Annotated in this window: 11 protein-coding genes; 9 read left to right on the plus strand and 2 right to left on the minus strand. The window is 67.0% G+C overall.

Annotated features, from left to right (window positions below; translation table 11 throughout):
- The first annotated feature begins 63 nt into the window (after positions 1-63).
- The 3 genes from MFF01_RS10650 (at position 64) to MFF01_RS10660 (ending at position 2,230) form a co-directional block, all read left to right on the plus strand.
- A complete protein-coding gene (locus MFF01_RS10650) occupies positions 64-276 on the plus strand; it encodes a hypothetical protein (RefSeq protein ID WP_238225008.1) in 213 nt (70 codons plus the stop codon).
- A 119-nt stretch (positions 277-395) separates the two neighbouring features.
- Positions 396-1,583, plus strand: a complete 1,188-nt coding sequence (locus MFF01_RS10655; protein ID WP_238225011.1) for an alpha/beta hydrolase family protein — start codon at positions 396-398, stop codon at positions 1,581-1,583.
- A gap of 35 nt (positions 1,584-1,618) precedes the next feature.
- Positions 1,619-2,230 (plus strand): glutathione S-transferase, encoded by a 612-nt coding sequence (locus tag MFF01_RS10660; RefSeq protein ID WP_238225013.1) that lies wholly within the window; start codon positions 1,619-1,621, stop codon positions 2,228-2,230.
- A 132-nt stretch (positions 2,231-2,362) separates the two neighbouring features.
- On the opposite strand, the gene MFF01_RS10665 is transcribed toward MFF01_RS10660, so the two are convergent.
- The gene (locus tag MFF01_RS10665; RefSeq protein ID WP_238225016.1) at positions 2,363-3,544 is read right to left on the minus strand and encodes an amidinotransferase; all 1,182 of its coding nucleotides are present in this window, start codon (positions 3,542-3,544) and stop codon (positions 2,363-2,365) included.
- 208 nt (positions 3,545-3,752) lie between these two features.
- Here MFF01_RS10665 and MFF01_RS10670 point away from each other — a divergent pair, with 208 nt between their 5' ends.
- The 5 genes from MFF01_RS10670 to hpnK all read left to right on the plus strand — a co-directional run bounded on the left by MFF01_RS10670 (position 3,753) and on the right by hpnK (position 9,244).
- The gene (locus MFF01_RS10670) at positions 3,753-4,853 is read left to right on the plus strand and encodes a flippase-like domain-containing protein (RefSeq protein ID WP_238225018.1); all 1,101 of its coding nucleotides are present in this window, start codon (positions 3,753-3,755) and stop codon (positions 4,851-4,853) included.
- The gene (locus tag MFF01_RS10675) at positions 4,844-5,455 is read left to right on the plus strand and encodes an MlaC/ttg2D family ABC transporter substrate-binding protein (protein WP_238225020.1); all 612 of its coding nucleotides are present in this window, start codon (positions 4,844-4,846) and stop codon (positions 5,453-5,455) included. The genes MFF01_RS10670 and MFF01_RS10675 overlap by 10 nt, the downstream gene beginning before the upstream one ends.
- Positions 5,456-5,551: 96 nt before the next feature.
- Positions 5,552-6,730, plus strand: a complete 1,179-nt coding sequence (hpnI, locus tag MFF01_RS10680; protein ID WP_238225021.1) for a bacteriohopanetetrol glucosamine biosynthesis glycosyltransferase HpnI — start codon at positions 5,552-5,554, stop codon at positions 6,728-6,730.
- Between the two features lie 56 nt (positions 6,731-6,786).
- Positions 6,787-8,220 carry a hopanoid biosynthesis associated radical SAM protein HpnJ gene (gene hpnJ, locus MFF01_RS10685; protein ID WP_238225024.1) on the plus strand — a complete coding sequence of 478 codons (1,434 nt, stop codon included), beginning with the start codon at positions 6,787-6,789 and terminating at the stop codon, positions 8,218-8,220.
- 181 nt (positions 8,221-8,401) lie between these two features.
- Complete coding sequence (gene hpnK / locus MFF01_RS10690) at positions 8,402-9,244, plus strand: hopanoid biosynthesis-associated protein HpnK (protein ID WP_238225026.1); 843 nt, start codon at positions 8,402-8,404, stop codon at positions 9,242-9,244.
- A gap of 164 nt (positions 9,245-9,408) precedes the next feature.
- Here the strand turns inward: hpnK and MFF01_RS10695 are convergent, their stop codons facing one another.
- Complete coding sequence (locus MFF01_RS10695) at positions 9,409-12,072, minus strand: MMPL family transporter (RefSeq protein ID WP_238225033.1); 2,664 nt, start codon at positions 12,070-12,072, stop codon at positions 9,409-9,411.
- Between the two features lie 632 nt (positions 12,073-12,704).
- On the opposite strand from MFF01_RS10695, the gene hpnH reads away from it, so the two are divergent.
- Positions 12,705-13,868 (plus strand): adenosyl-hopene transferase HpnH, encoded by a 1,164-nt coding sequence (gene hpnH / locus MFF01_RS10700; protein ID WP_238225035.1) that lies wholly within the window; start codon positions 12,705-12,707, stop codon positions 13,866-13,868.
- The last annotated feature ends 59 nt before the right edge of the window (positions 13,869-13,927 follow it).

Genomic DNA, 13,927 nt, shown 5'->3' on the forward strand with positions numbered 1-13,927 from the left:
CCCGTCGATCCGTTGAAATTGATCTTTCCTATATTACCACCCGGAAGGGCTGGTGGACCGATCATGACCGCCGACCATGGCAATCGATACCCCGCTCCGGCGGTCTTTTTCAGCACCGCCTTCAACGAGACGGTGATGCTCGCCCGGATTGGAAGCGATCTCCGCGACCTCTATGGCGATGTCGAGGACGCGCCGCTCCCCCGCGATCTCCTGCTTCTCGCGAGCCGGATCGACGAAACGCGTCAGACCAAGAACGGGAGCAAAACCGGCACCTGAGTGCGGCGTGAATGCCGCACTGCCCGCGGGCTTTTCCCCGGGCATCGCGCACTTCCCACGATCTGCTATGTCTCGGTCACCGGTCCGCTGTCGTTCCGAACCCGTCCGCCGAGCACACCATGCCCCTCAACCTCCGCCCCGGCCTCATCGCCGCCTGTCTGAGCACAATCGGCGCGCTGCAGGGTCCGGCCCAGGCCGCAGCGCCGCCGGTGCAGCCCATGGAAGGGCCGGGCGGGATCGGCGACCGTGCGGCGGTGATCGTCAAGCGCGGTATCGGACGTGCCAGCGCAGCGAGTTTCGTGTTCTACAAATCCGGCGCCGCCCCCGTCGAAGGTCGGCCCGTCGCCGTGTTCCTCCACGCCTGGGGGGCCCCGAACCCGCAGGCCTATGGGGCGTGGATCGATCACCTCGCCCGGTCCGGCTACCTCGTCGTGTTCCCGCGTTTCCAGGAGATCAACCGGACCCGACCGGTGGACGCCTCGGCCAACGCCGAGCGCCTGATCAAGGCGGCATTCGCGGAGTTGGCGAACGACGCCGACGCCAAGCCCGACCTGAAACGCGTCGCCCTGATCGGTCACCTCGCGGGGGCGCCCATTGCCGCCAACATCGCCGCCGATGCGGTGGCGCAGGACCTTCCCGTGCCGCGCCTCGTGTTCGCGATCATGCCGGGAGGCATCGCGAGCGATGCCAAGGCACGCGGGATCGTCCTGCACGATCTCTCCAAGATTGCGCCCGAGACCCTCGTCGTCACGGTGATCGGCGACCGGGATGCCCGAGCGGCCGATCTCGCCGCGCGCCGCCTCCTGCGCGAGGCGAGCGCCGTGGCGCCGGAGCGCAAGCTGTTCCTGCGCGCCCTGTCCGACGATCACGGTTTCCCGTCCCTCACCGCGACCCTGGCCTCCCCAGCCGGCGCCGACGCCGCCTACGACGGCACTGCCCTGAAGCTTCCACCCGATCCGCCGCGTGACCCGAAGCAGGCGCCGCCGCCCTTCCGCTGGACGCCCGACATGGCCCTGACCGGCGAGCAGACCACCCTGGTGGCGCAGATCAACAACGCCCGAACCGACAGCCTCGACTATCTCGCCTACTGGAAGAGCTTCGATCTGGCTGCAACGGCGGCCTTCGCAGGGGCCGACGCACAGTCCCTCAAGGGCAATCCGCGCCTGAGCGACATGGAGCGCTGGGCCGATGGCTGGCCGGTCAAGCGCCTCGTGGTCGAAACCCCGCGTCTGACGCCGCATACGGCTCCTGTCGCCACGCCGGCACCCGCCGCGGCACGGGCCAAGCCGGTCTCGCGCCGGCCCTAATTCTCACCCTCCCTCGGAAAGTCGTCTCTCACCCGATGAAGCTGTTCCATTCCCCCTTCTCGCCGTTCGTGCGGAAGGTCACGGTCGTCGCCCATGAACTGGGCCTCGCCGAGCGCATCGAACTGCTGCCGAGTGCCGCGCATCCGACACAGCGCGACGCCAGCATCCTGGCCGTGCATCCCCTGGCGCAGGTTCCGACCCTGATCACCGACGAAGGCCACGCCCTCGCCGACAGCCGGGTGATCTGCGAGTACCTCGATGCCCTGGCGGGCGGCGGGGTGTTTCCGTCTTCCGGGCCCGCCCGCTGGACCGCCCTCGGCGATCAGTCCACGGCCGACGGCCTTCTCGATGCCGCCCTGCTGCTTCGCTACGAGCTGACCGTCCGGGGGGAGGGCGACCGCTCAGTCGCCTGGATCGCCGGGCAGACGGCCAAGATCGAAGGCGTTCTCGACCACTTCGAGGCCGGCGCCGAAGCGCTTGCCGATCGGGTCGATATCGGCACGATCACCGTCGCCTGCGCGCTGGGGTACCTCGACGTGCGCTTTCCGGATCTCATCTGGCGCCGACGTGCACCTGGCCTCGGTCGATGGGCGGACGGCTTCGCGGCGCGCCCGTCCATGGAGGCGACGAAGCCGCCGGCGGCTTGAGGACACGGCACCAAGCAGCATTATGTCTACGAAAAAGGCTCGACGCGCAGACGGCGCATCGAGCCTCGTTTGCATGAGATTCGATAGTATCGTCCCGAATAATGCAGTCGGGACGATACTTTAGACGACGCTTTAAAAGTAGGACTTCAGCGTACCGCGGCGGCGCACGTCGAGGGTAGCGCAGTGGAACGAGCCGCCGAACGGGCCGTAGGACAGGAACGGCGCCGGGATCGGATCGAAGCCCCAGTCCTTCAGGGCCTTGATCAGGGTCGGCTGGCTCTGATCGACGACGATCTTCTTCTCGTCGATGGCGAGCACGTTGATCGAGGTCCAGGGCGAGCACATGGAGATCTTGCTCATGAAACCCTCGACCGGGTCGGGGCGCGGGGCGATGAGCACGTCCCACTTCTTCAGCACGGCGGGCAGCTTCTCGACGTCGATGTAGTCCGGGTTCACCAGCACCTTGCCGGGAGCCAGAGGCATGAACGACGAGTCGATGTGCATCGGCTGCGGGCAGCGACTCTCGATCTCGTGGATGCGGAAACCCGGGCCGAGGTGGCGGCGCAGCCACTCGATGCCCATGAGGTTCGTGACGTTGGAGCGGGTGACGAAGATGTCCCGTCCGCAGCGGACGAAGTCGGCGGCGTCGAACACCGGCTCGAACTCGTTGACGGTGAACTGCATCGGCTCACCGGCTTTCAGGTTCGGCACCCGGTAATCGTAGTTGTAGAGTTCATCCGTGAGCTGCGGACGCGGCGCGGACGTCCACCGCGCCCCGTTGCGGAAATACTCCTTGAACAGCGAGCGATAGGCATCGCCCTCGAAGTAGCGCGACCGCCAGCACATGGGGCTCTCGATGATCTCGTCGCCGATGACGAGATACGGATCGCGCGGGCAGGCGACGCAGAAGCCGCGCGAGGACCAGCGCGGCGCCCGGAACTTCTTCGAGAAATCGATGCTGTCGGGGCGGCGGATCTTCACGCCCTCGCCGGCGAGGATCGAGATGAAGTTATCCAGCTCCTGCTGGGCGAGCTTCTTCATGAACTTCGGGTACCGGAAGCCCGAGGCGAATCGATAGAACGGCTGCGCGGCGCGCGGCAGGTTGAAGATCACCGTGAGGTGGTGTGTCGGAATGGTCGCACCGTCGAGACTTCCGACGATGACCTCCTCCAGGGGGTCCCACTCGTTCCAGGCCATGACCGGCGATTGCGGCTTGGGCGTTCCCGGGGCGCCGAAACCGGATCCGGCGTAGCGGTCGCCACGCCCGTCCTGATCGACGGCTTCGCCCGTCGTGATGTGTGATTCGCGGTCCATGATCCGGTCCCCTGTCGCGCGTCCTGCGGCTGATCTTGGGGCCCTCGCCCCTGTGCCGCTTTGGTCCGCACTGTGTCTATCGGGTGATAGACAACGGTTCCCAAAGCTGCAACTTCCGAAGATGCTCATCGCTTCCGGCGGTCTTCTGGCCCGGAAACACGGCGGGATTTCAGCAGAGATCGGCCGAACCGACGTCCGAAAGGGGACCATGAAGCGTTTGACGACATTGGCCCTGATCGCCGGTCTTTGCACGGTCGTTGGCCTGTTCCTCTCCTCGGGTCTGGAAGACGTCGCCAGCGCCGTGGTCAGCGCCGGATGGGGCGCCCTCGTCGTCGTGGTCGCGCGTGCCGTGGCCGTGGCCTGGGCGGGTCTCGGCTGGTTCGTGATCTTCCCGCGCTTCGAGCGTCCATCCTTGAGCGACAGCGTGACCCTGCGTTTCGTCCGCGAGGGCATCAACACCCTTCTGCCCGTGGCCCAGGTCGGGGGCGATTTCGTCGCCGCCCGCCTGCTGACCAAGCGGGGCGTCTCGGGCGGCGTCGCTGGGGCGAGCATGTTCGTCGACCTGATGACCCAGGCGGTCACGCAATTCCTGTTCACCGTGGCGGGCGTCGCGCTCCTCGCCTGGCTCGCCGGGGACGGACCCATCGTCCGCACCGTGGCGGGTGGCCTCGCCGTGGCGGGCCCCGCTCTGGCGGCTTTCTATCTCATCCAGCGCCGCAGCGGCCACAAGATCATCCAGGGGCTCGTCAGCCGGTTCGCCGGTTCGCGCGAGTGGCGGGCGCTGGGCGCCATCGACGTGCTCTACGACGCCCTGAAGCGCCTGTACGGCAACCACGGTCGGATCGCGGGCGGCATCGGCATCCATCTCGTCGGCTGGCTCATCGGCACCATCGAGGTCTACGTGTGCCTGCACTTCATGGGGTATCCCGTGAGCTTCCTCGAAGCCGTGGTGATCGAGAGCTTGGCGCAGGCCGTGCGCGGCGCCGCCTTCGCCGTGCCCGGGGCGCTGGGCGCCCAGGAAGGCGGCCTCATCGCCCTCTGCGCCATCTTCGGCATTCCGGCCGAGGCGGCCCTCGCGCTCTCCCTCGTGAAGCGCCTCGCCGACCTCCTCATCGGCGTGCCCGGCCTGCTTGCGTGGCATGCCCTCGAAGGCAAGACCGGTCCCGCTCCGGACAGCGGGGATGCGGTGACGCCGCGCCACGCGGCGCCGCAGGCCGCCCCCCTGGTCGTTCCCTACGCGAGCGATCGCGGCACCACGCTCCTGCGTCCGCTCGAGGGCGATCTCGCGGAGTTGAAGAAGTGCGCCTGACCCCCGCCTTCCGCGCGAGCCTCGTCGCCTGCCTGCTGTCGTCAGGCTTCGCCGCACGGGCGGCCGACGATCCCGCGGTGAACACGGTGCGCGCGCTGTACACGAGTTTCGAGGCCGCCCTGAAGGCCGGGCCCGGCGATGTCCGGACCCGTGCCACGGCCATCGGTTCGAACTTGAGCGAAACCATGGACTTTCCCGCCATGGTGCGGATCGCCGTCGGGCCGAAGTGGAAAGATTTTAGCCCTGAGCAGCAGGGTGCCCTCACGGACGCCTTCGCCCAGTATTTCATTGCCACTTATGCGACGCGCCTCGCGCAGGCCGCCGGCGGCAGGTTCACGGTCAAACCGGAGATCGAGACGCGCGGCGCCAACCGGCTGGTTCAGAGTGAAGCCACCAGTGCCGACGGCGATTCCTCCCAGGTCGACTACCTCGTCGGCCCGGCGGGCCGCATCCAGGATGTCTATCTCAACGGCGACGTCAGCGAGGTCGCCATCCTTCGCGGTAACTTCGCCGAGCCCCTGAAGGCTGGCGGGGCCGATGAACTGCTGAAATTCCTGCGCGAACGCACGGCCGGAATGCTCGCCGCCAAACCGGCGCCTTAGAGTCCGGTCACTGCCAGCCCTCACCACCGACTCAACGACATTCGCGCCGCTCCCCTCGCGGCACTCTCACGAGCCCCGTGACCGAGCGACGCCCCCATGGACCTGATCTGGCTCTCGCATCTGCTGTTGCTGCTCGCCCTCGCCGGCTGCGTCTACGGTCTCGTGGCTGCGGCCCTGGCCGGTCGTTTCGCCCGGCGCCCGGCACCGGTGCTTGTCGGTGCGGCGCCGTCGGTGACGATCCTCAAGCCGCTCTGCGGCATGGAGCCGAACCTCTACGAGAACCTCGAAACCTTCTGCCAGCAGGGCTATGCCGGTCCCGTGCAGGTCGTCTTCGGCGTTCAGCACGCCGCCGACCCGGCGATCGCCGTGGTGCGCCGTCTCGCCCAGGCCTACCCGGCCCTTCGCCTCGATCTCGTGATCGACGCCCGTCAGCACGGCTCCAACCGTAAGGTCTCGAACCTCATCAACATGTCGGGTGAGATCGCACACGACGTGGTGGTGCTGGCCGACAGCGACATGGTGGTGAAGCCCGACTACCTCGCCCGCATCGTCGCCGAATTGAGCCAGCCCGGCGTCAACGGCGTCACCTGCCTCTACCATGGTGTGCCGGCGCACCGGGGTATCTGGGCCCACCTCTCGGCCCTCGCCATCGACGTTCAGTTCCTGCCCAACGTCGTCATGGGAACCTCCCTGGGCCTGGCCAAGCCCTGCTTCGGCTCCACCATCGCCTTTACGGCAGAGGCCCTGGCCGCCATCGGTGGCTTCGAAGCGTTCCGGGACGATCTCGCTGACGACTACGCCATCGGCGAGGCCCTGCGCGCCGGGGGCGGCGTCGTGGCGATCCCAACCTTCACCATCGGCCATACTTGCGTCGACACGGATCTCGCCGGCCTGTGGAGCCACGAGCTGCGCTGGAACCGCACCATCCGCAACGTCGATCCCGCGGGCTATGCCGGCTCCATCGTCACCCACGCCTTCCCGCTCGCCCTCGTCGGCGCCCTGATTCCCGGGGCCGGCATCCACGCCCTCGCGGTGGCGGCCTTCGCGCTCGCCTGCCGCATCGTCCTGTGCCTGCGCCTCGAGCGCGCCTTCGGCCTCGCGCCGCACCCGTACTGGCTGTTGCCGATTCGCGACATCCTCTCGTTCATGAACTTCGCCTGGAGCTTCGTCTCCGGTGCGGTGACATGGAAGGGCCACGATTATCGGGTGGTTGCAGACGGCACATTGATCCCCGAGCGAAGCCTTGGGCGCGATGCTGGTGCGTCCTCGCTATGATCTTCGCTTGAGCTTCCCGCCTGTCCCGTTTCCTTCTCGCTGAGGCCTTGAACCCCATGCGCACCCTCTTCCTCCAGGCCCCCACCTTCGACGGCTTCGACGGCGGCGCCGGCTCCCGCTACCAGGCCAAGCGCGAGATCAAGTCATTCTGGTACCCGACCTGGCTCGCTCAGCCGGCCGCCCTGGTGCCGAACTCGAAGCTCATCGACGCGCCCCCGCACAACATCAAGCTTCAGGAAATCGTGGCTCAGGCCAACGACTTCGACCTCGTGGTGCTTCACACCTCGGTGCCGTCGTTCAAGTCCGACGTGAAGACCGTCGAGGCGTTGAAGGCCGCCAACCCGAAGCTCATTGCAGGGCTCATCGGGGCCAAGGTCGCGGTGGATGCCGCCGGCGCCATGGCGCAGGCCCCGTGCATCAACTTCTGTGCCCGTAACGAATTCGACTTCACCGTGAAGGAAGTTGCCGACGGCACACCGATGTCCGAGATCAAGGGCCTGTCCTTCCGGGATGCCAACGGTGTCGTGATCCACAATCAGGATCGCGAGATCATGACGGACATGGATCAGCTTCCGTTCGTGACCAGCGTCTACAAGCGCGACCTGCAGATGGAGAAGTACTTCATCGGCTATCTCAAGCATCCGTACATCTCGTTCTATTCCGGCCGGGGCTGCAAGAGCCGCTGCACCTTCTGCCTCTGGCCTCAGACCGTGGGTGGCCACACCTATCGCACCCGCTCGGTCGCGCACGTGATCGAAGAGATCAAGTACTGCCTGAAGGAGTTCCCGCAGACGAAGGAGTTCTTCTTCGACGACGACACCTTCACCGACAACCTGCCCCGCGCCGAGGAAATCGCCCGCGAACTCGGCAAGCTCGGCGTCACCTGGTCGTGCAACGCCAAGGCCAATGTGCCCCGCGAGACCCTGAAGGTCTTGAAGGAAAATGGCCTGCGCCTGCTCCTCGTCGGCTACGAGTCCGGCAACCAGCAGATCCTGAACAACATCAAGAAGGGCATGCGCGTCGAGGTGGCCGAGCGGTTCACCAAGGATTGCCACGACCTCGGCATCGCCATCCACGGCACCTTCATCGTCGGCCTGCCGGGCGAGACCAAGGAAACGATCCAGGAGACGATCGCCTTCGCCAAGCGCATCAACCCGCACACGATCCAGGCGTCCCTGGCCGCGCCTTACCCCGGCACGTTCCTCTACAAGCAGGCCGTGGAGAACGGCTGGCTCGACGTCGCGAACGCCGAGCTCGTCGACGAGAACGGCGTGCAGATCGCGCCGCTGCACTACCCGCACCTGTCGCATTCGGAGATCTTCGCGGCCGTCGAGGAGTTCTACCGGAAGTTCTACTTCCGCGCCCCGAAGATCGCCTCCATCGTGTCTGAGATGGTTCGCTCGCCCGACATGATGAAGCGCCGCCTGCGCGAGGGCGTGGAGTTCTACCGCTTCCTCAAGGAGCGTCAGGGCACCGCCAAGGCCGCGTAAGCAGCTTCAGTCCCTCGACGATCGCGGCCGGGCTTCACAGCCCGGCCGTTTGCGTTCCGGGCTCCGGGGCCTGAGGCCCCGGCGGGTCGAGGGCGGAGCTCCGATCTTCCATCCTCCAAGGCTCTGCCCTGGTCCCGCGAGAGGGCTTGCCCTCTCGACACCCATTCCTTGGGAGTTCTGCGTGAAGCGTCTCGTCGTGACGGCCGACGATTTCGGTCTCAGCCTCACAGTCAACGAAGCCGTCGAGCAGGCCCACCGCGAGGGCATCCTCACGGCCGCCAGCCTGATGGTCTCCGCGCCCGCCGCTGCCGATGCCGTCGCCCGCGCCCGCCGTCTGCCGTCGCTCCGTGTCGGGCTCCATCTCGTCATGGTCGAGGCGTGGCCGACCCTACCGGCGGCGGATCTGCCCGCTCTCACCGGGTCGGACGGCCTGATCCGCAGCGACATGGGCCGGCTCGGCCTCGACCTCGCCCTGAAGCCGTCGGCCCGGCGCCAGCTCGCCGCCGAGATCACCGCACAGTTCGAGGCCTATCGCGCCACCGGCCTTCCCCTCGACCACGTCAACGCCCACAAGCACTTCCACGTGCACCCGCTCATCGCCGGCGCGGTGCTGGCCATCGGACGCCGCTACGGCATGCGGGCGATCCGCGTTCCGCGCGAGCCCCGCGCCGTCCTGCGGGCCGCCGAGGCGGAGGCTGCGCCGAAGCCGGCCCTGGACATCGCCCCCTGGGCCGCCCTGTTGGCCGTACGCGCGCGTCAGGCTGGGCTGCTGATCCCCGATCGGACCCTCGGACTCGCTTGGTCCGGCGCCATGACTCCGGAACGTGTGGCCGGGCTCCTCGCTCACCTGCCGGACGGTTTGACAGAACTCTACACCCATCCCGCCACCGGTGGCGGGTTTCCGGGAGAGGCTCCGGGCTACGCCTACGCGGCCGAGCGGGATGCGTTGATCGCGCCCGCCACGCTTGCAGCCGCCAGGGCTTCCGGAGCGGTTCGCGGTGGGTTCTCGGACTTCCTCGCCTGACCGTTCCGCCTTGGACGGAAGTCGAGAGACACAGGGTCGAAACACCAGCCCGGAACCATCGCGCGATCCCGTCAGATGGGCACGGGCGGGGATGCCATACTCGAACGCAGAACGGGCGCGGATCCTCTCCGCGCCCGTTCTTGTTTCGCAGAGGCGGCTGCGCCCTACTTCGCCGCCACGGCTTCGGCCGGACGCCGGGCCTTGAGATCGGGTGGCACGGCCGTGTCGCCCTCGGGACGCTTCGGATCGGGCTGCTTCGGCGGCGGCCCGAGGAAGGCCGGCACCACGAAGAAGGCCGCCACCAGGGTGAAGAACAACGACAGGGCGAGGAGCTTGCCCATGCTGGCCGTGCCGGGATGGCTCGACAGCACGAGGGAGCCGAACGCCGTCCCCGTCGTCAGCGCCGAGAAGAAGATCGCCCGGGTCAGGCTGGAGGCCAACATATCGACCACGCCCGCGCGCCAGGCGATGACGTAGTAGATGTGGAACGCCACGCCCACGGCGAGCATGAGCGGCATGGCGATGATGTTGGCGAAGTTCAGCGGCATTCCGACGATGTGCAGCGCCATCAGGGTCCACAGGGTGGCGAGCACCAGGGGACCGAGGGTCATCGCCACGTCCCAGGGTTTGCGCAGGGCCACCGACAGGATGATGAAGATGAGCACCAGGGCCGTGAGCGCCGCCTGCACGAAGGCGCCGAGGATGGTGTAGCTCGACGAGGTGGTGGCGACGGGCGCCCCCGTGGCGTGCGGCGCCACGGTCTGCACTTCCTTGGCGAACCGGCGCAGAACCACGTTGTCGTTGGCGTCACCGCTCGGATGCACCTCGATGCGCGAGCGACCATCCGCGGCGACCCATTCCGCCTTCAGCTTCGGCGGCAGGTTGTCCAGGGTGATCTTCTGCGGGTTCAACAGGCTCCGCAGGCGCGTCAGCAGGGTCTTGAGGTCCGTGGTGAGGGCGACGCTGGCGGCCTCGCGCATGGCGACGGGCGCCGCCGCGAGGGTATCGAGGGTGGCCGCCAAGGCGACCGCCGACTTGCCCGCCGGATCGCCGCCGAGGGTCCGCAGGGCGGCCGCCGCGTCCTTGACCGCCTTCACGTTGTCGGCGTCCGTGGGCGGCGGGGGCTTGCGGCTCGGATTGAGGATCGGGCCGAGGAGCTGGGCCGTGTCGGCGATGATCGCGAGCTTCTGATCCTGATCAGGCGGCACGAAGGTGTCGATGTCGATGACCCTCGCGACGGAAGGCAGCTTGCGCAGCTTCTCGGCGATGGCCGGCGCGGCCTCCGTGGAGGGGGCCAGAACTTCGATAAGATTCGGGCTCGTCTCAGGGTCCTTGATCAGATCGAGGTAGGTGGAAATCGACTCCACCTTCGGGCTGCGCAGGTGCATCGGGTTCGAATCGAACGGCAGCTTGAAGAGGAGCGGGATGCCCGCGAGGGTCACGAGGGCGACGCCGATGAGCACGGCCTTGCGATGCTCGATGATCCAGTGGTCGACCCCCGCCATCCAGGTGGTCTCGACGGCCTTCGCCTCGGTCTTCGGCTTGAACACGGCGATGAGCGCCGGCAGCAGCGTGAGCGAGAACAGGTAGGCGACGATCATGCCGACGCCGGCGATGAGGCCGAGTTCCGACACGCCCCGGAAGGCGGTCGGCAGGAACGCGAAGAAGCCGGCGATCAACGAGATGGCGGCGAGGGTCAGGGACCAGCCGACGCCGCGCGCCGCCGCCCGCAGGGCGGACGGCAGATCCGGCTGCTCGAACCGATCCGCTCGATAACGCACGGCGAACTGAATGCCGAAATCGATCCCCAGCCCCACGAACAGGGCCGCGAAGGCCACCGAGATGGGGTTCAGCTCGCCCACCATCAGAAGGCCGAGGGCCGCCGTGACGACGAGGCCGGCGAAGGTGGTGATGAGGACGGCGCCGACGAGGGAGGCGGAGCGCAGGGCGAGCCATACGAACAGCACGATGGCCCCGGTCGTGACGCTGTAGTTCAGGAACGCGTCCTCGGCCAGCGTCGCGAACTCGTCGTCGGCCACGGCCACGGGGCCGGTCAGGCGCATGCGGGCCCCGTCGCCGACATGGTAGTCGCCGTTGTTGATCTTGAGGTCGGCCGCGATCTTACGCACCACCGCCGTCGCCGTGGCGCCGGGCTGGAGAGCGTTGTAGTCGAGCACGGGCTGGATCATCACGAACTTGCGCAGATCCGTGCTCTGCAGCTTGCCGTTGGCGAGGAGGGTCTGCCACGAGAGGCGCGCCGGCTCGCCGGCCAGCGCCTTGCGCAGGGTCTCGTCGATCTGCCCCATGGGCCGATCGAGATCCTCGATCTTCGCATCACCGCTCTTCACGCCCTTCGCGCCGAGGGTGAGCACCCGCATGACGCCGCGCAGCGATGGATCGGCGGCGAGGGGCCCGAGGAGGCCCTGCTGCTGCACGAGCTGTTCCGTGGTCTTCGTCAGCTCAGCCTGCGACATGAGCAGGAAACCGTTCTTGTCGTAGAACGGGCCGCCATCCGGGCGGTAGACGGTCTCAATGGCGTCCTTGCGTTCGGCAAGGGCCTTGGCGAGGTTGGCGGCGGCCTCCTCGGCTTCCTCGGGCGTCTTGCCGTCGATGACCGCAACTAGGGTCCCGGTCCGCTGCGGAAACGCCTTCTCGTAGGCGATCTCGTCCTGACGCCAGGGCACGTCCTTGTCGATGAGCCGCTCCACATCGGTGTTGATGCGGAACAGATGTGCGGCCATGCCGGCGCTCACGACGGTGGCGAGGGCGACCAGGGCTATGACCAGCCAGCGGCGCTGGACGGAAAACGCGACGAGCCGTTCGATCACGGGTATCCTGCCTGCTTGTGCGATGTGATCCAGCCGAGCGCGGCCGGGTCCGGGACCAACGGGCGTTGGACTGGGCCATGCGGATCGCTCCGTGGCCGGCCCTCCGGTCTCACCTGTCCCCACGATCCACGAATGCGAGGCTCCATCCGGCTAAAGGGCGGCGGCTCGGCTCGACGCGGGAAGCCAAGGCACGACGGTCCATCGTTCCATGGGGCTCAGTAAGGGTCCCGCGTCCGGAATGCAACGAGGGGCGCTTTTTGCCTGGGGCTAACACGTCCCTGTGCCGTTTCGCACCGCACCCCTCTTGGCAAAACGCGATCCCGATGTCCTCCCCCCGCTCGGTGGGTGCATCGCGGGAAAGTGCGCCACCAGCTTCGGCGCCCGCCCCAGAAAACTCACGATCCTGGGTATCTGTCGCGCCACGCGATAGCTCGCCCGAGCGTCGCACCATCTTCGACCCTGCCCGGATCTTCACGAGGCTGTGGCCGGATTATCCCAGGGTTCCAGAAACGCGCGCATCCCTGGATAGTCGGGCCTCCTTTCGGATCGGTTCCAATCTAGGTCGCTGGAATTTCGATTTTTTTCACGCTAAGCAGCCCGATACATCGGGGCCAGCAACAAGGAGCCACGTCTTGGGTATTCCCCTCCGGTACGTCGCGAAGATTGGCGGCTACATCCTGAAACAGCACCTCACCGGTCGCAAGCGCTACCCGCTCGTGATGATGATGGAACCGCTGTTCCGCTGCAATCTCGCCTGCGCCGGTTGCGGCAAGATCGATTATCCGGACGAGATCCTCAACAAGCGCCTGCCGGTGGCAGACGCCCTCGAGTCCGTGCGCGAGTGCGGTGCACCCGTGGTCGTGATCGCCGGCGGCGAGCCGCTCCTGCACAAGGACCTGCCGCAGATCGTCGAGGGCATCATCGCCCAGAAGAAGTTTGCGATCGTCTGCACGAACGCTCTGCTCCTCGAGAAGAAGATCAAGGAGTACAAGCCCAGCCCGTACTTCACCTGGTCGATCCATCTCGATGGCGACAAGGAGATGCACGACCAGTCGGTCTGCCAGCGCGGCGTCTACGACAAAGCCGTGGCGGCCATCGCCAAGGCGAAGGAGATGGGCTTCCGGGTCACCATCAACTGCACGTTCTTCAACAATTCGTCCGCCGACAAGATCGCCGACTTCTTCGACAGCGTGACGAAGATGGGCATCGACGGCATCACGGTGTCGCCGGGCTACGCCTATGAGCGTGCGCCGGACCAGCAGCACTTCCTGAACCGCAAGGCGACGAAGGATCTGTTCCGCGGCGTGTTCCGGCACGGCAAGGAGAAGGGTCGCGAGAAGTGGACCTTCCAGCAGTCGGGCCTGTTCCTCGACTTCCTGGCCGGCAACCAGACCTACCATTGCACCCCGTGGGGCAACCCGACCCGGACGGTGTTCGGCTGGCAGAAGCCCTGCTACCTCCTGGGTGAAGGCTACGCCGCCACCTTCAAGGAGCTGATGGAAGAGACCGATTGGGATTCCTACGGCACCGGCAACTACGAGAAGTGCGCCGACTGCATGGTCCACTCGGGCTACGAGGCCTCTTCGGTGGTCGATTCGGTGCGCAAGCCCTGGAAGCCCCTCGTCCATGCCATTCGTGGCATCAAGACCGAGGGCGAGATGGCCCCGGAGATCAACCTCGACAAGCAGCGTCCGGCCGAGTTCGTGTTCTCGCGCAATGTCGCCCAGAAGCTGTCCGAGATCAAAGCGTCCGGCGTCGACACCAAGCGCGAAGCCCGCAACCGCACGGCCGCCTGAGTCTTTCCGGCGTCGGCCCCGTCCGACGCCGAACGGATACAAACGAAAAGCCCCGCGAC

The sequence above is a fragment of the Methylobacterium adhaesivum genome, from assembly GCF_022179065.1.
GTDB classification, from domain to species: Bacteria; Pseudomonadota; Alphaproteobacteria; order Rhizobiales; family Beijerinckiaceae; genus Methylobacterium; species Methylobacterium adhaesivum.